21 protein-coding genes are annotated in these 19,514 nt (G+C 61.2%); 12 read left to right on the top strand and 9 right to left on the bottom strand.

Annotated elements, in window-relative coordinates; genetic code table 11:
* The first annotated feature begins 59 nt into the window (after window positions 1–59).
* Complete coding sequence (gene parC, locus G9X64_RS10395) at window positions 60–2,315, top strand: DNA topoisomerase IV subunit A (protein ID WP_171376530.1); 2,256 nt, start codon at window positions 60–62, stop codon at window positions 2,313–2,315.
* A gap of 158 nt (window positions 2,316–2,473) precedes the next feature.
* The gene (locus tag G9X64_RS10400; protein WP_168309884.1) at window positions 2,474–2,932 is read left to right on the top strand and encodes an SRPBCC family protein; all 459 of its coding nucleotides are present in this window, start codon (window positions 2,474–2,476) and stop codon (window positions 2,930–2,932) included.
* Here G9X64_RS10400 and G9X64_RS10405 read toward each other — a convergent pair.
* From G9X64_RS10405 to hemB, 6 genes are all read right to left on the bottom strand, one after another.
* Complete coding sequence (locus G9X64_RS10405; protein ID WP_168316287.1) at window positions 2,916–3,311, bottom strand: type II toxin-antitoxin system death-on-curing family toxin; 396 nt, start codon at window positions 3,309–3,311, stop codon at window positions 2,916–2,918. The two genes, G9X64_RS10400 and G9X64_RS10405, sit on opposite strands and share 17 nt — an antisense overlap.
* Entirely contained in the window at window positions 3,311–3,532 is a 222-nt protein-coding gene (locus tag G9X64_RS10410) for an AbrB/MazE/SpoVT family DNA-binding domain-containing protein (protein WP_003547144.1), read from the bottom strand. The genes G9X64_RS10405 and G9X64_RS10410 overlap by 1 nt, the downstream gene beginning before the upstream one ends.
* A gap of 59 nt (window positions 3,533–3,591) precedes the next feature.
* A complete protein-coding gene (locus G9X64_RS10415) occupies window positions 3,592–4,479 on the bottom strand; it encodes a DMT family transporter (protein WP_168309842.1) in 888 nt (295 codons plus the stop codon).
* Window positions 4,480–5,256, bottom strand: coding sequence for an arginyltransferase (locus G9X64_RS10420; protein WP_171376531.1), 777 nt, complete (start codon window positions 5,254–5,256; stop codon window positions 4,480–4,482). It lies immediately after the preceding gene.
* Window positions 5,257–5,474: 218 nt separating this feature from the next.
* Window positions 5,475–5,933, bottom strand: coding sequence for an RDD family protein (locus G9X64_RS10425; RefSeq protein ID WP_168309844.1), 459 nt, complete (start codon window positions 5,931–5,933; stop codon window positions 5,475–5,477).
* 281 nt (window positions 5,934–6,214) lie between these two features.
* Window positions 6,215–7,228 carry a porphobilinogen synthase gene (gene hemB / locus G9X64_RS10430; RefSeq protein WP_168316290.1) on the bottom strand — a complete coding sequence of 338 codons (1,014 nt, stop codon included), beginning with the start codon at window positions 7,226–7,228 and terminating at the stop codon, window positions 6,215–6,217.
* A 232-nt stretch (window positions 7,229–7,460) separates the two neighbouring features.
* Between hemB and G9X64_RS10435 the strand changes: the two genes are divergently transcribed.
* The 7 genes from G9X64_RS10435 (at window position 7,461) to G9X64_RS10465 (ending at window position 14,194) form a co-directional block, all read left to right on the top strand.
* Window positions 7,461–7,898, top strand: coding sequence for a DUF6163 family protein (locus tag G9X64_RS10435; RefSeq protein ID WP_130694244.1), 438 nt, complete (start codon window positions 7,461–7,463; stop codon window positions 7,896–7,898).
* 128 nt (window positions 7,899–8,026) lie between these two features.
* Window positions 8,027–8,542, top strand: a complete 516-nt coding sequence (gene ldtR, locus G9X64_RS10440; RefSeq protein WP_003547156.1) for a transcriptional regulator LdtR — start codon at window positions 8,027–8,029, stop codon at window positions 8,540–8,542.
* Window positions 8,543–8,986: 444 nt separating this feature from the next.
* Window positions 8,987–10,288, top strand: coding sequence for a L,D-transpeptidase family protein (locus G9X64_RS10445; RefSeq protein WP_168309846.1), 1,302 nt, complete (start codon window positions 8,987–8,989; stop codon window positions 10,286–10,288).
* A 217-nt stretch (window positions 10,289–10,505) separates the two neighbouring features.
* On the top strand, window positions 10,506–11,804 hold the full coding sequence (glyA, locus tag G9X64_RS10450) for a serine hydroxymethyltransferase (protein ID WP_168316291.1): 1,299 nt from the start codon (window positions 10,506–10,508) through the stop codon (window positions 11,802–11,804).
* Between the two features lie 9 nt (window positions 11,805–11,813).
* A complete protein-coding gene (nrdR, locus tag G9X64_RS10455; RefSeq protein ID WP_003547190.1) occupies window positions 11,814–12,290 on the top strand; it encodes a transcriptional regulator NrdR in 477 nt (158 codons plus the stop codon).
* Between the two features lie 3 nt (window positions 12,291–12,293).
* On the top strand, window positions 12,294–13,583 hold the full coding sequence (gene ribD, locus G9X64_RS10460; protein WP_171376532.1) for a bifunctional diaminohydroxyphosphoribosylaminopyrimidine deaminase/5-amino-6-(5-phosphoribosylamino)uracil reductase RibD: 1,290 nt from the start codon (window positions 12,294–12,296) through the stop codon (window positions 13,581–13,583).
* The gene (locus tag G9X64_RS10465) at window positions 13,583–14,194 is read left to right on the top strand and encodes a riboflavin synthase (RefSeq protein WP_168309849.1); all 612 of its coding nucleotides are present in this window, start codon (window positions 13,583–13,585) and stop codon (window positions 14,192–14,194) included. The genes ribD and G9X64_RS10465 overlap by 1 nt, the downstream gene beginning before the upstream one ends.
* Window positions 14,195–14,225: 31 nt before the next feature.
* Here the strand turns inward: G9X64_RS10465 and G9X64_RS10470 are convergent, their stop codons facing one another.
* The 3 genes from G9X64_RS10470 to G9X64_RS10480 form a co-directional block, all read right to left on the bottom strand.
* Window positions 14,226–14,741, bottom strand: a complete 516-nt coding sequence (locus G9X64_RS10470) for a GNAT family N-acetyltransferase (RefSeq protein WP_168316293.1) — start codon at window positions 14,739–14,741, stop codon at window positions 14,226–14,228.
* A gap of 26 nt (window positions 14,742–14,767) precedes the next feature.
* Window positions 14,768–15,271, bottom strand: a complete 504-nt coding sequence (locus G9X64_RS10475) for a cupin domain-containing protein (RefSeq protein WP_171376533.1) — start codon at window positions 15,269–15,271, stop codon at window positions 14,768–14,770.
* Between the two features lie 159 nt (window positions 15,272–15,430).
* Window positions 15,431–15,790, bottom strand: a complete 360-nt coding sequence (locus G9X64_RS10480; RefSeq protein WP_168309852.1) for a hypothetical protein — start codon at window positions 15,788–15,790, stop codon at window positions 15,431–15,433.
* 345 nt (window positions 15,791–16,135) lie between these two features.
* Between G9X64_RS10480 and ribH the strand changes: the two genes are divergently transcribed.
* The 3 genes from ribH to G9X64_RS10495 all read left to right on the top strand — a co-directional run bounded on the left by ribH (window position 16,136) and on the right by G9X64_RS10495 (window position 19,414).
* Entirely contained in the window at window positions 16,136–16,591 is a 456-nt protein-coding gene (ribH, locus tag G9X64_RS10485) for a 6,7-dimethyl-8-ribityllumazine synthase (RefSeq protein WP_003558337.1), read from the top strand.
* A 3-nt stretch (window positions 16,592–16,594) separates the two neighbouring features.
* Window positions 16,595–17,077 carry a transcription antitermination factor NusB gene (gene nusB, locus G9X64_RS10490; RefSeq protein WP_018241520.1) on the top strand — a complete coding sequence of 161 codons (483 nt, stop codon included), beginning with the start codon at window positions 16,595–16,597 and terminating at the stop codon, window positions 17,075–17,077.
* Between the two features lie 198 nt (window positions 17,078–17,275).
* Window positions 17,276–19,414, top strand: a complete 2,139-nt coding sequence (locus tag G9X64_RS10495) for a sodium-translocating pyrophosphatase (RefSeq protein ID WP_131664262.1) — start codon at window positions 17,276–17,278, stop codon at window positions 19,412–19,414.
* Window positions 19,415–19,514 lie beyond the last annotated feature (100 nt).

A 19,514-nucleotide genomic window follows, 5' to 3' on the forward strand; every position in this document is an offset into this window, starting at 1 on the left:
CACAGCTGCAATGGCCCCGATTCCTTGCCCGCCGGCCGCTTCTGAGCTAGTCAGAACCTATGGGACAAGAGATTTTGCCGCCTTCAGGCGGAGACGACGATCACATTCAGCCGGTCGACCTTAAGGCGGCGCTCGAGCAGCGCTATCTCGCCTATGCGCTGTCGACTATCATGCACCGCGCTTTGCCTGACGTGCGCGACGGGCTGAAGCCCGTTCACCGCCGCATCGTCTATGCGATGAACGAGATGGGGCTGAGGCCGAACTCGGCCTTCAGGAAATGCGCCAAGATCGTCGGCGAAGTGATGGGTAACTACCATCCGCACGGCGACCAGTCGATCTACGATGCGCTTGCTCGCCTCGCCCAGGATTTCTCGCAGCGCTACACGCTGGTCAACGGCCAGGGCAATTTCGGCAATATCGATGGCGATAGCCCCGCCGCCATGCGTTACACCGAATCGAAGATGACGGCGGTCTCGGAACTGCTGCTCGAAGGCATCGATCAGGATGCCGTCGATTTCCGTGATACTTACGACGAATCGAATACAGAGCCGGTCGTCCTTCCCGGCGCCTTTCCGAACCTGCTCGCCAACGGCTCCTCCGGCATCGCCGTCGGCATGGCGACCTCGATCCCGTCGCACAATGCCCACGAGCTTTGCGACGCGGCCCTGCATCTGATCAAACATCCCGATGCGACCGTCGAAAAGCTGGTCGAATTCATTCCCGGCCCGGATTTCCCTACCGGCGGCATCATCATCGACAACCGCGACAGCATCATCGAGAGCTACCGCACCGGACGCGGCGGTTTCCGCGTGCGGGCGAAATGGCAGACGGAAGATCTCGGCCGCGGCGGTTACCAGATCGTCATCACCGAAATTCCCTTCCAGGTGCAGAAATCGCGGCTGATCGAGAAAATCGCCGAGCTGCTGATCGCCCGCAAGCTGCCGCTGCTGGAAGATATTCGCGACGAATCGGCCGAAGACATCCGTGTCGTGCTGGTGCCGAAGACCCGCAGCGTCGATCCGACGATCCTGATGGAATCGATGTTCAAGCTGACGGAACTCGAAAGCCGCTTCCCGCTCAACATGAACGTGCTCTCCATGGGCCGCGTCCCGCGGGTCATGGCGCTGAACGAGGTGTTGAAGGAGTGGCTGGACCACCGCCGCGAAGTTCTGCAGCGCCGTTCGCGCTTCCGTCTGGCGGCGATCGACAGACGCCTTGAAATCCTCAGCGGCCTGCTGGTCGCCTACCTCAACATCGATGAGGTCATCCGCATCATCCGCGAGGAGGACGAGCCGAAGCCGGTGATGATGGCGCGCTGGGATCTCACCGACAATCAAGTCGAAGCGATCCTCAATATGCGGTTGCGCGCCTTGCGCAAGCTGGAAGAGTTCGAGATCCGCAAGGAATTCGACGAACTCACCAAGGAAAAGGGCGAGATCGAGACGCTGCTTTCCTCCGACGACAAGCAATGGCAGACGGTCGCCTGGGAAATCGGCGAAGTGAAGAAGAAATTCGCCAAGGCGACCGAGGTCGGCCGCCGCCGCACCCAGTTTGCCGATGCGCCTGAGACCGACGAGGAAGCAATCCAGCAGGCGATGATCGAGAAGGAACCGATCACCGTCGTCATTTCCGAAAAGGGCTGGATCCGCGCGTTGAAGGGCCATATCGCCGACACGGCAACGCTGACCTTCAAGGAAGGCGACGGCTTGAAGATCGCCTTCCCGGCGCAGACCACGGACAAGATCCTGATCGTTACGACAGGCGGCAAGGCCTTCACGCTCGGCGGCGACAAGCTGCCGGGCGGTCGCGGTCACGGCGAGCCGCTGCGCATCATCGTCGATATGGATAACGACCAGGCGGTGTTGACCGCTTTCGTCCATGATCCCTCGCGCAAGCAGCTGATCGTCTCGACCGCCGGCAACGGCTTTGTCGTTCCCGAAGCCGAGCTGGTCGCCAATACCCGCAAGGGCAAGCAGATCATGAATGTCGGGCTGCCCGAGGAAACGCAGTTGCTCGTGCCCGTCAGCGGCGACCATGTCGCCGTCGTCGGCGAAAACCGCAAGCTGCTGGTCTTCCCCTTAGCACAGGTGCCGGAAATGTCTCGCGGCAAGGGGGTGCGTCTGCAGCGTTACAAGGATGGCGGCATTTCCGACGTCCGCTGCTTCGCAATATCAGACGGCCTCGTCTGGGAAGACAGCGCCGGCCGCACCTTCACGAAGAACAAGGACGAGCTTGCCGAATGGCTCGCAGACCGCGCCACCGCCGGCCGCACCGTGCCGAAGGGCTTCCCGCGTAGCGGCAAATTCGCCGGCTGAGGCTTAAAAATTCCGCGTTCGGCTCTTGGCGGGCGCGGGAACTTCTCTATCTCATTCCCGTTACCAAAAATAAGAGAAGGCCGGCTCCGAAGGCGGACGGAATGGCCGCGGCCCGTGCGCTTGGGGAAAGTGCGCTTGCCCTTAACGGAGGAAAATCGATGCCCGCCAGCACCATCAAATTGCATGTCAGCCACACCTACAAAGCGCCGCCTGCTGTCGTCTACGACGCCTGGCTCAACCCCGAAATCGCCCGCCGCTTCCTGTTTGCGACCGATGACGGTCATGTCATCCGCGCCGATATCGATCCGCGTGTCGGCGGCCGTTTCTTCGTCGTCGACCGCCGCCCGACCGGCGACGCTTTTCATCAGGGCGTTTTCCTGGAATTGAAGCGCCCGCAGCGCATGGTCTTCAGCTTCTCCGTCGAGGAGCACGATCACAATTGCGACCGCGTCGAGATCAACATCGAGCCTCTCGGCGGCGGCAGCCGTCTGACGTTAACCCACGAAATGTGCGCCGAATGGGCCGAACACGAGGAAAAGACCCGGCAAGGCTGGGCGCATGTGGTCGAAGGTCTTGGCAGGGAACTGGAGCAGCAGCAGTTCAAGGCGACGGGTTGAGCGGAATGGTGAAATCCCGCAGGAAGCGGGTCGCGCCTTCTTCGTCGATCTCGCCGGCGGCTACGGCAAGAACGAAGGCGTAGAGATTGGCATCGGTCGTTTCGATCTCATAGCCATTTTCGAGAAGGAACACGCCGGCGGTTACGATCGCAATCCGCTTGTTTCCATCAACGAAGGCGTGGTTGTGCGCAAGGCCGAAAAGATAGGCGGCGGCGAGTTCGATGACGTCGTCGCAGCCGTAATTTGCCTTGTGCATCGGCCAGCCGAGAGCGGATTCCAGCGCGCCTTCATCACGCAGCCCTGCGAGACCACCGAAGCGCTCAATCTGCATTTTCTGCAGGCTCTCCACCAACGGTCTCGTCAGGAATTTGAAAGCCATTATTCGGCCAGCTTTTTCAAGGCCACCTTATACTTGTCCATGAAATATCGCGCCGCCTCGAGCTGACGAGACAAATCCTCATCGGCCGGCTTCAAAGTGATGCCGCCGTTTTCCATCTGCAATTCCAGTGAATCGCCGGTCTTCAATCCAAGTCGGTCGAGGGTTTCCTTCGGGATGATAATACCCTCGGAATTGCCGATCTTGCGGATCGTGACGTTCATCGCTTCATCCTCTGTGTGGTAACGGAGTTATAACATGGAGCGAAGCAGGCGACAATGTCCTAGCCAGCCATTTGAACGATGCTTTTTCTCCGCACCATCCAGACGGAATGCGCTGCGATCGCCGCCACCAGGATGCCGCCGCCAACGAGTGTCATGGTCGCCGGCGTTTCCGCAAAGATCAGCCACACCCAGATCGGTGCGAGCACTGTTTCGAGCAGGTAGAACATGCCGACCTCCGGCGCGGAGAGGTAACGCGGCCCGGTCGCCAGACACCAGAAGGCAAGGGGCATCATCACCGCGCCGTTAAAGAGGATCCAGGCGGGATGCTCCATCGAAAAACCGCCTGCGGGCATGACCGAGATCAGGCCGACCGCCGCCGGCAGCACCGTCGAAAGCAGCGAGACGAAGCCCATCTCCCGGCGGGATGCGCGGCTGATGGTGATGGCGGCGGCAATGATGAAGGCGGTAAGCAGCGCCATGGTATCGCCGAAGAGATGGCCGCCCGAAAGCCCGTCCCGCACGATCAGGCCGACGCCGAAGATCATCGCCGCCATGGCGACCAGCGTTGCTGGCGCCGGCCGCTCCTTGAGGAAAATCCAGGAAAGAAGGGCGGCAAACATCGGATTGAAGGCGACGATGAAAACGACATTAGCCGTCGAGGTGTTGAAAACGGCGAGAAGAAAGATCACCGTCGTCAGGCCGTAGAGTAGACCGGTGACTAGGCCCGGCCAGCCCGGCACCAGCAGCGGCCAGCGCCCATTGGCGATCCTGAGCACTGTGGCGACCAGAAGCGTCACGATAAGGGTCGCGATGCTTCTTACGGCAAGGATCGACCACAGCTCGCCGTCAGCGAGCCTCATCAGCGGGATATCCACGGAAAGCGCCAGCCCGCCGATTGCCGTCAGCAGCAGGCCCTTCCGATGGTCGGAAAGAGCGGTGGGGAACATTCAGTCGTGGGTGCTCTCGGGCATGGATGAGGGATCGAAACGTTCCCAGCCGCGCGGGGTCAGATGCTCCTGCGGCTGGAAGCGCGTCTTGTAGTCCATTTTCCGCGACCCTTGAACCCAGTAGCCGAGGTAGACATGCGGCAGTCCCAGCGCTTTCGTGCGCCTGACATGGTCGAGAATCATGAAGGTGCCGAGCGAACGCCGCTCAAGCGCCGGATTGAAATAGGAATAGACCATCGACAGCCCGTCGCTCATCGTGTCGGTGAGGGCGGCGGCGAGCAGCTCGCCCTTTGGCCGCTGCTCCAGTCCCGAGCCTTCCTCGCGCAGGCGATATTCGATGATTCTCGTATTCACATGCGTGTCTTCCACCATGATTGCATAGTCGAGCACGGTCATGTCGGACATGCCGCCCTGCTGGTGGCGAAAATCGAGATAGCGTCGGAAGAGCGAATATTGCTCGCTCGAGGGCTGGGCTGCGAATTCGGTGGCGATGACATCGGAATTGGCGCCAAGCACGCGCTTCATCGATTTCGTCGGCTCGAATTCCTGGGCGAGAATTCGCACGGAAACGCAGGCGCGACAGGATTCGCAGGCCGGGCGATAAGCGATGTTCTGCGAGCGGCGGAAACCGCCCTGCGTCAGGATGTCGTTCATCTCGGCGGCGCGCGGGCCGACCAGATGGGTGAACACCTTGCGCTCCATCTCATGCGGCAAGTACGGACACGCAGCCGGAGCCGTCAGATAAAACTGCGGGGATGGCGTCGTCTGCGTATTCATTTGTCGCGGAAATTTCCTTGTCGAGACCGTGCCGTTTCCTGACAGCATGACCTAAGAATAAAAAACGTCAACAGCGGGGCGCTTTTCGCCCTTCATATCAGTCTTCTAATTTTAAATATGGAGCGCCGGCGCCCGCCGGCAAAGAGAAGGCGGAGACTTTATTTCGTCTCCGCCCCAGGGTCGCAGTTAGGGTTTCAGCCAAAGTCTCAGCCAAAGTCTCAGACTGTGCGCACCGTCGCCGTGCCCACCAGCAGGTCATGAACCAGACGGCTGCGTTCGATAAACAGGCCGGCAAGCAGGATGAGTGGCGTTAGCACCGAGTTGAGGATCCAGAACAGTGCCAGATGCACGATCGCTGTCATGAAATCCATCGGCCGTCCATCGACGCGCACGATTGCGATCCCCATGGCCCGCATGCCGAGCGAGGCCTGGCTCGGCCCGCCGACAGTCAGGCCGAAGTAAATGCCGGCGACGATGACGAAGAGGGCAGGGTAGAGAAAGAAGCCGAGCCCCAGCGTGACGATCGACAGAAAGAACAGCACGATCGCCGCGGGAATGCAGAGCAGCGCCACGATGACGTAGTCGAGGATGAAGGCGAAGACTCGGCGGCTCAACACGCCGCTATAGGCGCGCCAGTCCTCCGGTGCGGCATAAAGCGGATTGGGGTTGTAGCTCATCTCAATCTCCTGCGGAAAAACGATGCCGCTGATATGGTATCGGCAGGGCAAAATGCAATAATCTGCCCCCAGATGCAGATGGTTTTAGGCCGTATCCGCCTAAAACCATCTGCATCCAAATCAAAGAAATGGAGCATGATGTCGTCCGAAGACCGCGGACACTTTTCGGCATCGTGCACTACAGCACCGCGCGTCTTTTGAGATGCGCAAAGGACGCTGTAGCACTTTGAATCGCTGCATAATTTTATCCTAAATCGATTCCGATTTAAGGAATTATGCAGTCACCGCTTTGCGAGAATTTTCGCCACTTCGACCGCGAAATAGGTGAGGACACCGTCGCATCCCGCCCGCTTGAATGACAGCAGCGTTTCGAGCATCGCCCGCTCGCCATCGATCCAGCCATTCATCGCCGCCGCCTTGATCTGCGTATATTCGCCGGAAACCTGGTAGGCGAAAGTCGGCAGGCCAAAGGCTTCCTTCATCCGCCAGCAGATGTCGAGATAGGGCAGGCCGGGCTTGACCATCAGCATGTCGGCGCCTTCCTCGACGTCGAGGGCCGCGTCGCGGATCGCCTCGGTGCCGTTGGCGGGGTCGATATAATAGGTCTTCTTGTCGCCTTTCAGCAGTCCGCCCGTCGAGATCGCCTCGCGATAGGGACCGTAGAAGGCGGAGGCGAATTTCGTCGCATAGCTCATGATGCCGACGCTCTGGTGGCCGGCTGCATCAAGCGCCATGCGGATCGCGCCGATGCGTCCGTCCATCATCTCCGACGGCGCGATGATATCGGCGCCGGCATCCGCCTGCATCACGGCGGCGCGCGCCACCTGATCGACAGTTTCGTCATTGACGATCTCGCCGTCTCTGAGGATGCCGTCATGGCCGTGGCTGGTGAAGGGATCGAGCGCGACATCGGTAATGATGCCGATATCAGGCACCGCCTTCTTGATCGCCGCCGTCGCCCGATTGATCAGGTTGTTGGCTTCGAGGCTGTTCGAGCCGGTCTCGTCGCGCAGCTCCATCTCGATATTCGGAAAGGTGGCAAGGGCCGGAATGCCGAGGCCGGCCGCTTCGCGCGCAGCTTCCACGGCCTTGTCGATGCTCATCCGGTTGACGCCGGGCATGGCCGGGATCGGATCGATGATGCCGGAACCCGGCACGATGAAGATCGGCCAGATCAGGTCGTCGACCGTCAGCCGGTTTTCCTGCACCAGCCGGCGTGTCCAATCCGCCTTGCGGTTGCGCCGCATGCGGCGATGGCCGGTGATGTCGTCGACGAGATGCGTCCTGTCCTGCATGATATCTGTCCCTGGCCCATTCCATTTATCGGAGCGCTCATTATCATGGCGCCTGGAAAATCCAAACCGGACGATTGGCCGCGGCGGAAAACCTGTGGCGCATGATGCCGATAATCGGAATCGATTTTTTCGGGGTATGCGCAAACTCAAAGTGATAAAGCGTTCTCCAGCGCGTCTTGTTAGACACGCGGCGTTCTTTATGAAGATGCAACCTCAAACCGATGTCTGCGCTATGGAAACCGAATCCTCGACGATACCGAAACGCACACTGGCGGATATCCTCTTCATTCTGTTCCTGAGACTGGTTGCCGTATCCTGCTTCTGGTTCGGCCTGCAATATTGGGCGATGCTCGTCGGCTATTCGCTGGTCGGCGCCGGCCGCTTCGATCTTTTGAGCCTGCCGTGGAAGGTGGCGAGCACCAGCCTCGCCGTGCTCTTCCCCGTCGCCTCCCTCGGCCTCTGGCTCACCGTCTCCTGGGGACCGGTCATCTGGGTGTTGGCCGCCGGCGGGCAGATCCTCATGTATGGCCTGCTGCCGGATATTTTCGGCCCCAACCAGCTGATCATCCTGCTGCATGTCATCGTCGCCGTGGTCTACTTGATTTTTCGCCTGCTGCTTTGGCTGGAAAAGCGGCGGCATCGCCGTCAGGTAAGTGTTGATTTACCCTGAGACAACGTGGAGTTACCGGTAAGGCTCCGTTAAGCCTGCGGTTTAAGTCGAATTTTATATGTATTCGATAGGGTCTCACTCAAGGCGGGAAGAAAACACACCGCCAAACAAACAGTGAGGCAGTCAATATGAACACGAAAATCAAGCCGCAGGCGGTATCGACCTTCCGTGACCAGCAGGATCACGACATCCGTGATCTTTACATGGAATCCCTTCATCTCGTTGAACGTCTGCACCGTCGTCTTCTCGACGTCATCAAGGACGAATTCGACCGTCAGGGTCGCAGCGACGTCAACGCCATCCAGGCGCTGCTCCTTTTCAACATCGGCAATTCCGAGCTGACCGCCGGCGAGCTGCGCTCGCGTGGCTACTATCTCGGCTCCAACGTTTCCTACAACGTCAAGAAGCTGGTCGATCTCGGCTTCATCAACCACCAGCGCTCGCGCATCGACCGCCGCTCGGTCCGCATCAGCCTGACCGAAACCGGCCAGGACATCGCCGAAACGGTGGCCAAGCTCTACGAACGCCACATCGCCTCGATCGACAAGGTCGGCGGCATCGGCACCGACGAGTTCACCCAGATGAACAAACTGCTCCAGCGTCTGGACCGTTTCTGGAACGACCAGATCCTGTATCGCCTCTGAGACCCCTGACCTCCTTCCAGGGTTGACCAAAACCGGATGCGTCCCTGCGCGTCCGGTTTTGCCGTTTGCTCTCGCGTGGCATCTTTGCAACGCAGGGCAGGCCAAGCGTTCTCGCGTGTATTCAAGCCGTTTTTTAGCCGTTATTAACCGGCACGCTTTACCCGTCATATGGTTCGTTGCGTCCTGTTTCCGGCAGTCGGTAAGTCCGTCTTCCGGCCCGGCAACACGAATTGGCCATATTGGTGTGGCAGCGGAAGGCTTAACAACCGGCGCTTTCAATAGACCGATCAGGATGTTCAGGCTGCCGCATCGCAATCTTGTGATGGGGCAAGCGGAATCTTTCGGTGCGCCGGAACAACGAATGGACTGGGATCTGCGTTAAAGCGCAGTGATATCGCAAAAGGCCGCAGATTCTCTTTATAGCGGCATTCAGTGGTTGGGACTATGTCGAAGAAAAACGGAATTGAAGCTCTCTCGCGCCGCGCCTTCCTTGCGTCTGCGGCAACGGTCGGTGCCAGCGCGCTTGCCGCGCCGGCATTCGCGCAATCGGCGCTCGATACGCTGATCAATGCGCCGCGCCGCGGCAACTGGGACGACCAGTTCGACGCCAAGGCGGCTTCGCGCACGGCGACCGCCATGGTTTCCAACACGCCGATCCTCGGGCCCCAATCGGTCGCGAGCGCCCAGCAGGCAATCATGCAGTATCAGCAGATCGCCGCAGCCGGCGGCTGGCCTGAGGTCAATCCCGGTGACCAGCGTCTGCAGCTCGGCGTCAGCTCTCCTGCCGTCCAGGCGCTGCGCCAGCGTCTTGCGATCACCGGCGATCTGCCGCGTGAGGCCGGCCTGTCCAACGCCTTCGATTCCTATGTCGATGGCGCCGTCAAGCGCTTCCAGGCGCGTCACGGCCTGCCCGCCGATGGCGTTCTCGGCGAATTCACGCTGAAGGCGATGAACATCCCCGCCGATGTCCGCCTGCAGCAGCTGAACACCAATGTCGTCCGTCTACAGACCTTCCCGGAAGACCTGGGCCGCCGTCACGTGATGGTCAACATCCCGGCCGCCTATGTGGAGGCTGTTGAAGACGGCAGTGTCGCAACGCGCCACACCGCGGTTGTCGGCCGCTTGAGCCGCCCGACGCATCTCGTCAACTCGAAGATCTACGAGGTCATCCTCAACCCTTACTGGACTTCGCCGCGCTCGATCGTCGAGAAGGACATCATGCCGCTGATGCGCAAGGATCCGACCTATCTCGAAAAGAACGCCATCCGCCTGATCGACGGCAAGGGCAACGAAGTCGCCCCCGAGACCATCGACTGGAACGGCGAGGCGCCGAACCTGATGTTCCGCCAAGACCCCGGCAAGACCAACGCCATGGCCTCGACCAAGATCAACTTCTACAACAAGAACGGCGAGTATATGCACGACACGCCGCAGCAGGGCTTGTTCAACAAGCTGATGCGCTTCGAATCGTCCGGCTGCGTCCGCGTGCAGAACGTGCGCGATCTGACGAACTGGCTGCTGCGCGAGACCCCCGGCTGGAACCGCCAGCAGATGGAGCAAGTGATCGCAACCGGCGTCAACACGCCGATCAAGCTCGCCACGGAGGTTCCGGTTTATTTCGTCTACATCTCCGCCTGGGGCATGCCCGACGGCATCGTCCAGTTCCGCGACGACATCTATCAGATGGACGGCAATGCGGAACTGGCGCTCGACACCACGGCCGGCATGGAACAGCCGGTCCAGTAATAAGCGGCAACCTCTGCGTCGTGATTGAAAACCGCGCTTTCCGGCGCGGTTTTTTTACGTCCGATAGGCGCTCCCCGGTATGGGCGTCAGGCATCGGCGTCGTACGGCCGCAAAAGAGCGGGCGCGCGCGCTTTGCTCAGCAAATGTCGTTCTCCGTATTGCCCTTGCCACGGCGGAAGGCTAATACCTCAGCGCATTCCAGTTGAGGAGCCCGCCCATGACCAATGCTTCCACCGAATCCTTCTTCAATCGCTCGCTTGCGGACGTCGATCCAGACATTTTCGGCGCGATCGGAAAGGAACTCGGTCGCCAACGGCACGAGATCGAACTGATCGCTTCTGAGAACATCGTCTCCCGCGCCGTGCTGGAAGCCCAGGGCTCCATCATGACCAACAAATATGCCGAGGGTTATCCCGGCAAGCGTTATTACGGCGGCTGCCAGTTCGTCGATATCGCCGAGGAACTGGCGATAGAGCGCGCCAAGAAGCTGTTCGGCGTCAATTTCGCCAACGTCCAGCCGAATTCCGGTTCGCAGATGAACCAGGCCGTATTCCTGGCGCTGCTGCAGCCCGGCGATACCTTCATGGGACTCGACCTGAATTCGGGCGGCCACCTCACGCATGGTTCGCCGGTCAACATGTCCGGCAAGTGGTTCAACGTCGTCTCCTACGGCGTGCGCGAAGGCGACAACCTGCTCGACATGGATGAAGTCGCCCGCAAGGCTGAGGAAACCAAGCCGAAGCTCATCATCGCCGGCGGCACTGCCTATTCCCGTATCTGGGACTGGAAGCGCTTCCGCGAGATCGCCGACAGCGTCGGCGCCTATCTGATGGTCGACATGGCCCACATTGCCGGCCTTGTCGCCGGTGGCGTTCATCCGTCGCCGTTCCCGCATTGCCATGTCGCGACGACGACGACCCACAAGTCGCTGCGCGGCCCGCGCGGCGGTGTCATCCTCACCAATGACGAGGATCTGGCGAAGAAGTTCAATTCGGCCGTCTTCCCGGGTCTGCAGGGCGGCCCGCTGATGCACATCATCGCCGCCAAGGCAGTGGCCTTCGGAGAGGCGCTGCAGCCGGAGTTCAAGGATTATGCCGCCCAGGTGGTGAAGAACGCCCAGGCGCTTGCCGAAACGCTGATATCGGGTGGCCTCGACGTCGTCTCCGGCGGCACCGACAACCACCTGATGCTGGTCGACCTGCGCAAGAAGAATGCCACCGGCAAGCGCGCCGAGGCAGCCCTCGGACGCGCCTACGTCACCTGCAACAAGAACGGCATTCCCTTCGACCCGGAAAAGCCCTTCGTCACCTCGGGTGTGCGTCTCGGCGCGCCGGCCGGCACGACCCGCGGCTTCAAGGAAGCGGAATTCCGCGAGATCGGCAATCTGATCGTCGAGGTTCTCGACGGCCTGAAGGTCGCCAATTCCGATGAAGGCAACGCCGCCGTCGAAGCCGCCGTGCGCGATAAGGTGGTCAGCCTCACCGACCGCTTCCCCATGTACGGCTACATGGGATAAGGAGTAGGGATGCGCTGCCCCTATTGCGGTTCGGAAGATACCCAGGTCAAGGATTCGCGCCCGGCGGAGGACAACACGTCCATCCGCCGGCGGCGCATCTGTCCCGATTGCGGCGGCCGCTTCACCACGTTCGAGCGTGTGCAACTGCGCGAACTGATGGTCATCAAGAAGACCGGCCGCAAGGTGCCCTTCGACCGCGACAAGCTGGTGCGCTCCTTCGAGGTGGCGCTGCGCAAACGCCCGGTCGAGCGGGATCGCATCGAGCGCGCCGTCTCCGGCATCGTCCGCCGGCTTGAAAGCTCCGGCGAGACCGAGATCTCCTCCGAGCAGATCGGCCTGCAGGTGCTGGAGGCCATGAAGAGCCTCGATGATGTCGGCTTCGTGCGCTACGCCTCGGTCTATCGGGATTTCTCGCTTGCCGAGGATTTCGAGAAGGTCATTTCCGAAATCAACGCCAAGATCGCCCGCGACCCGCTGGACAGGTGAGCCATGAGCATCACGCCGCATGACGAACGTTTCATGGCGGCGGCAATCCGCCTGTCGCGCTGGCATCTCGGCCGCACCGCCACCAACCCCTCCGTCGGCTGCCTGATCGTCAGAGAGGGTATCATCGTCGGCCGTGCGGTGACGGCGCTCGGTGGCCGCCCGCATGCCGAGACGCAGGCGCTCGCTGAAGCCGGCGCGCTCGCCCGTGGCTCCACTGCCTATGTGACGCTCGAACCCTGCTCGCATCACGGCAGGACGCCGCCTTGCGCCGAGGCGCTGATCGCCTATGGCGTTGCCCGCGTCGTCATCAGCGTCACCGATCCCGATCCGCGTGTCTCCGGCCGCGGCATCGCCATGCTGCGCGAAGCCGGCATAGAGGTGGATGCTGGCGTGCTGGAGGCGGAAGGCCGGCGCTCACTTGCCGCCTATCTCACCCGCCAGACGAAGAACCGGCCCTATGTGACTCTCAAGCTTGCCGTTTCCGCCGATGGCATGATCGGCCGTCAAGGGGAGGGGAAGGTGGCCATCACCGGCCCGCTCGCCCGCGCCCAGGTGCAGGCGCTGCGTGCCGAAACCGATGCGATCCTCGTCGGTATCGGTACCGCTATTGCGGATGATCCGCTGCTGACGGTACGGACATCTGCTCTCGAAGCCCAGTCGCCGATCCGCATCGTGCTCGATCCCGCCCTGGCATTGCCGCTGACCAGCAAGCTGGTCGAGACGGCGCGGGAAGTGCCGGTGATCGTGGTGGCGAGTGAGGAGGTGTGGCCTTTGTCGGCGGATGCGGAGGGGCTACCCCCCTCTGTCCTGACGGCAGATGTAGGGCGGGGAGCAAGCCCCCAGCTAATCTCCCCACCTGTGGGGGGTGAGGCGCGTGCCGGCGAAGCCGGAGCGATCGATCCAGTGGATCAATCGCAGCGTCGAACGCCCGGCAGGGCAGAGGGGGGCATCCCACCCACAGATCCCGCAGATATGGACTCCCGCCGCGCAGCCCTCGAAGCCGCGGGCGTCGAGGTCGTCTACTGCAATCCCTATCATCCGGAAGTCCTGCTGCCGGCACTCGCGACGCGCGGTATTTCCTCGCTCCTGGTCGAGGGTGGCGCAAAGACGGCGCGGCTTTTTCTCGATGCTGGCCTCGTCGACCGCATCCAGCTTTATCAGGCGCCTGTCGTCATCGGCGAGCGCGGTATTGAATCCCCGCTTGATGCAACCGACATACCATCGGGTTTTGCCCATACGGGCACGCTGATGTTCGGCGAAGATCGCCTGGACGAATACGAAAGAGGGCTTTGATGTTCACCGGAATAGTCACCGATATCGGTACGATCGAATCCGTTTCGCCGCTGAAGGAGGGCATCAAGCTCCGCGTTGCGACGAGTTACGACCCGGCGACCATCGATATGGGCGCATCCATCTCTCACTCCGGCATCTGCCTCACCGTCACCGGCCTGCCGCAGGAAGGCAGCAACGGCCGCTGGTTCGAGGTCGAGGCCTGGGAAGAGGCGCTGCGGCTGACGACGATCGGCGCCTGGCAGGAGGGCAGCCGCATTAATCTCGAACGGTCGCTGAAGATCGGTGATGAACTCGGCGGCCACATCGTTTCCGGCCATGTCGACGGCAAGGCGGAAATTCTCTCTGTGACGGCAGAGGGCGACGCCACGCGCTACCGCCTGCGCGCGCCCGAACATCTGGCGAAATTCGTCGCCCCCAAGGGTTCGATTGCACTCGACGGCACCTCGCTGACGGTCAATGCGGTCGACGGCACGGATTTCGATGTGCTGCTCATCCGCCACACGCTCGAGGTCACCACCTGGGGCGATCGCAAGGCCGGCGATTTCGTCAATTTCGAAGTCGACACCATGGCGCGTTACGCCGCCCGGCTGGCCGAATTCCCGAGCGCATAAGTGACAGCCGTCCCGTTGGACGCGCGGCGTCTTACCTCGAAAACTGAATGATCTCCCCATTGTACTGCGTGCGCGCCGTCTCGCGGAAGCCAAGCTTGGCTGCGACCCGCAGCGAGGCCTGGTTCTCGGGGCTGATGATGCAGCTCATCGGTTTTCCCGGGAAGTGCGTTTCCGCCCAGCCGATCAGGACGGCCAGCGCCTCGGTGGCATAACCGCGGCCGTGCGCCGAAGGCATCAACGCCCAGCCGACCTCCATCGTCCCCTCGATCGAGGGTTCCATCTCGCGGCGGGCTTCCAGGAAGCCCGCTTCGCCGATGAACCGGCTGCTCTCCTTTTCGACGATCGCCAGAAAGCCGAAGCCCATATGGTGCCACATGCCGGCAACGCGCAGCATGCGGCTCCAGCTCTGCTCGCGCGTCGATGGCAGGCCGGTGATGAAGCGCACGACGTCCTCGTCCGCCCACAGCGCTGCATGCGCGTCGAAATCGTCAAGGCGGTGAGGGCGAAGCGTCAGCCGCGCCGTTTCGAGGGTCGGAATGTCGGTCACGATGGGTCCTTATGGAAATCGCACTCTCAGGCGCCGGGCTCGCCGTCCCAATAGTCGAGATCGCCTTCCGGCCGTCCGATGTGGCGGAAGCGCCTAGCTTCTGTACCGTCTCTATTCGTCTTGGCAAGGAACTTGCCGGAATCGGGATATTCGACGATCTCGGTCTTCGCCATCGTCGAGATGCCGAGATAGACGAGTGTGGCCGTGCCAGTGTTGATGATCTGGTGCGCCGTTTCCGGTCCGCCCGCCGGCGCGCCGAGCACGTCGCCCGCCTTGATCGGATGGCGTTCGTCGCCGAAGCGATATTCGCCGGCGCCGGCGATGACGTAGAAAAGCTCGTCTTCGACATGGTGATTGTGGAAGGGACAGCTCGATTTGCCCGATGGCACCTCGTTATAGCTGATGCCGAGGCCGACAAGGCCAAGAAGCGCGCCGAACGAGGTGTCGGTGCTTTCGTACAACTCGCCCTGTTTCCAGTGGTCGAGCTTGAGATCGGTGGTGTTGATCACCGCTTTCGGTTCCGTCGCCATGGTGTCCTCCTGTTGTAGGAAGAGAAACCATCATCGCGCCGGAAAATTCAACGTTTTATCTGGATTTTATCTGGAAAATCCCCAGCATGGGCGGAGAGGAGACCGCCGCCCACGCTTGGAGCGTTGCGTGTCTATGAGGACGCGCTAACGCTGGAACCGTCAGCGAACGTAGAAGGTCACGCTTCCGTCGGCCGCCTGCTCGGCATTGACGACATTGCGAATATTGACACCCTCATTGTTGAGACGGTGGGCCAGCGACTTGTTGGCGTCGATCGACGCCTGGATGCCGCGGATAGCATCGCCGGAGCGTTGCGGTGCGGAGTGTGGGCCGCTCGTCTCGTCGTCGAAGTTGTGCCAGTTGTAAACCTCCTGGACATTGAAATCATTGCCTTGGAAGGTCCTCAGCGTCTGCTCGATGCCGTGAGGGGTGTTCATCTCAAGGCTGTCGGCCCGGCTGACGCCGGCAAATGCCATGGAGGAGAGGGCTGCTGCAATGGTGAGTGTGACAACGCGGTTCATGATGGTATCCTTTCATCTGCTGTGACGGTCGGCTGTCGTGCAGGGGATCGTCGGCGTTACGACAGGGAATTGGCGTTCTCCCTTTCGCGATTCAATGGGTTAAGCCACTGAAAATCCATTAAGAATTGTTCATGAAAACTGCCTTCGAATTGCCGCTTTCCAGGCGACCGGGAAAGCCGATTTGAGAGGCTTGCTCAGCGGTGCATACAGGGCGCCGCTATCCCCTTGCAGATATTTCCTCTTTCCCGTTGCGGCATCGGGCGAAATTGCTTGCCATTCGGACGAAGGCATGTTTTGACCGCGGGCTGCCGAGTGGGTAAATGTCCCGCCAACCGAAGGTGAACCATGCCGAGAGAGACCGCTCCCCATATTTTGATCGTTGAGGCCCGCTTCTACGACGACATGGCCGACGCCCTGCTCGAAGGCGCGACCTTTGCATTGACAGAGGCCGGCGCCACTTTCGAGGTCGTCACCGTTCCCGGCGCACTGGAAATTCCGGCGGCGATTGCCATGTCGCTCGATGGAGACGACAATGGCGGAACGCATTATGACGGCTATGTCGCCCTCGGCATGGTCATTCGCGGTGAGACCTATCACTTCGATATCGTGTCGAACGAATCCTCCCGCGCCTTGATGGATCTCGCGGTCAGCGAGTCCCTTGCCATCGGCAATGGCATCCTGACCGTCGAAAACGACGAACAGGCATGGGCGCGCGCGCGCCGCTCGGACAAGGACAAGGGCGGATTTGCCGCTCGTGCAGCTCTGACCATGATCGAGCTGAAGCAGAAACTGGGTGCATAACGAATGAACGACGACAAGACGGAACGGCCGGTCAAGACTGCAAACCAGCGGGGCGCTGCCCGTCTTGCTGCCGTTCAGGCACTGTATCAGATGGATGTCGGCGGCACGGGCGTTCTGGAAATCGTCGCCGAATACGAGGCGCACCGTCTTGGTCAAGAACTGGACGGCGCGACCTATCTGAAGGCCGATGCCGCCTGGTTCCGTTCCATCGTTTCCGGCGTCGTGCGCGATCAGGTCCGTCTCGATCCGTTGATTGCCGCAGCCCTGCAGGATGATTGGGCCTTGTCGCGCCTCGACAGCACCGTGCGCGCCATCCTGCGCGCCGGCGTTTTCGAGATCACCGACCGCAAGGACGTCCCGGTGGCGGTCATCGTCACCGAATATGTCGAGATTGCCCAGGCCTTCTTTGATGACGACGAGCCGAAGCTCGTCAACGCCGTGCTCGACCGCATCGCAAAGCAGGTCCGCGGCGAGGCGAAGAAGTAGGTCTTTCGCCGCCAAACAGCCTCCCGTCTCTTTCTTCGCACCGCAATAGTTTTCCCCCATTTGCGGTCTTGACGCCACGTGATCGACCACGCAATCTCCGCACCGCTTAGCTGTGGCGTTTCTGTGGAGAGGAAGGCGATTCGGCGGCGTTTTTGCCGGAGAAGGAGTGAGCTCCGGCCTTTGGGAGGAAAGAGCGAAATGACGATTCTTTTATGCGTAATCGCATGCGGTCTGCTCTCGGTGGTCTATGCCGCCTGGGCAACCCGGTCGGTGCTTGCCGCCGATCAGGGCAATAGCCGCATGCAGGAGATCGCGGGCTATATTCGCGAAGGTGCGCAAGCCTATCTGACGCGCCAGTACAGAACCATTGCCATTGTCGGCGTTGTTGTTTTCATTTTAGCCTGGCTGCTCCTTTCCGGTGAGGCCGCGATCGGCTTCCTGATCGGCGCCGTACTATCAGGTGCTGCCGGTTTCATCGGCATGCACGTCTCCGTCCGCGCCAATGTGCGCACCGCTCAGGCGGCTTCCGTGAGCCTTTCCGCCGGCCTCGACATCGCCTTCAAGTCGGGTGCGATCACCGGCATGCTGGTGGCGGGCCTGGCGCTGCTCGGCGTCTCCATCTACTATACGGTCCTGACCATCGGGCTCGGCCATGAGAGCGGCTCGCGCGAAGTCATCGATGCGCTGGTGGCGCTCGGCTTCGGCGCGTCGCTGATCTCGATCTTCGCCCGTCTCGGCGGTGGCATCTTCACCAAGGGCGCCGATGTCGGCGGCGATCTCGTCGGCAAAGTGGAAGCCGGCATTCCCGAAGACGATCCGCGCAACCCGGCAACGATCGCCGATAACGTCGGTGACAATGTCGGCGACTGCGCCGGCATGGCTGCCGACCTTTTCGAGACCTATGCGGTCTCGGTCGTCGCTACCATGGTTCTCGCCGCGATCTTCTTTGCCGGCGCGCCGATCCTCCAGTCTGCGATGGTCTATCCGCTGGCGATCTGCGGCGCCTGCATCATCACCTCGATCATCGGCACCTTCTTCGTCAAGCTCGGCTCGAATGGCTCGATCATGGGCGCTCTCTACAAGGGCCTCATCGTCACCGGCCTGCTGTCGATCGTCGGTCTTGGCGCTGCCACCTCGCTCACCATCGGCTGGGGATCGATCGGCTCCGTCGGCGGCGCCGACATATCAGGCGCGAACCTCTTCTTCTGCGGCATCATCGGCCTCGTCGTCACCGCGCTGATCGTCGTGATCACTGAATATTATACCGGCACGGGCAAGCGCCCGGTCGTCTCGATCGCCCAGGCCTCGGTCACCGGTCACGGCACCAACGTCATCCAGGGCCTGGCCGTCTCGCTGGAATCGACGGCACTGCCGGCGATCGTCATCGTTGGCGGCATTCTCGCCACCTACCAGCTCGGCGGCCTGTTCGGCACCGGCATTGCGGTTACGGCCATGCTCGGCATCGCCGGAATGATCGTCGCGCTCGACGCGTTCGGGCCTGTGACGGACAACGCCGGCGGTATCGCCGAAATGTCGCATCTGCCGCCGGAGGTGCGCAAATCCACCGATGCGCTCGATGCCGTCGGCAATACGACCAAGGCCGTCACCAAGGGCTACGCCATCGGTTCTGCCGGTCTCGGCGCCCTGGTTCTCTTCGCAGCCTACTCCTACGACCTCAAATATTTTGCGGCGAATGGCGACAAGTTCCCTTATTTTGCCGGCATCGGCGAAATTTCCTTCGATCTTTCCAACCCTTACGTGGTGGCCGGATTGATCTTCGGAGGTCTCATTCCCTACCTCTTCGGCGGTATTGCCATGACCGCCGTCGGCCGTGCGGCCGGCGCGATCGTCGAGGAAGTGCGTCGTCAGTTCAAGGAAAAGCCCGGCATCATGCAGGGAACGGAAAAGCCGGATTACGGCAGGGCGGTCGACCTACTGACCAAGGCCGCCATCCGCGAGATGATCGTGCCGTCGCTGCTGCCGGTGCTGGCGCCGATCGTCGTCTATTTCGGCGTGCTTCTCATCTCCGGTTCCAAGGCCTCCGCCTTTGCCGCCCTCGGCGCATCGCTGCTCGGCGTCATCATCAACGGCCTTTTTGTCGCCATCTCGATGACATCGGGCGGGGGAGCCTGGGACAATGCCAAGAAGAGCTTCGAAGACGGTTTCGTCGACAAGGACGGCGTGCGTCACATGAAGGGTTCGGATGCGCACAAGGCCTCCGTCACCGGCGATACCGTCGGCGATCCCTACAAGGATACCGCCGGCCCCGCCGTCAACCCGGCGATCAAGATCACCAACATCGTGGCACTTCTGCTGCTCGCCGTTCTCGCCGGATAAACAACGCCGCCGGCTTGGCGTGGTCACTCATGCCAGGCCAGCGACTATTAAAAAACCCGCCGGAGCAAGCGATCCGGCGGGTTTTTCGTATGAGGCATGT

The sequence above is a fragment of the Rhizobium sophorae genome, assembly GCF_013087515.1.
GTDB lineage: Bacteria > Pseudomonadota > Alphaproteobacteria > Rhizobiales > Rhizobiaceae > Rhizobium > Rhizobium sophorae.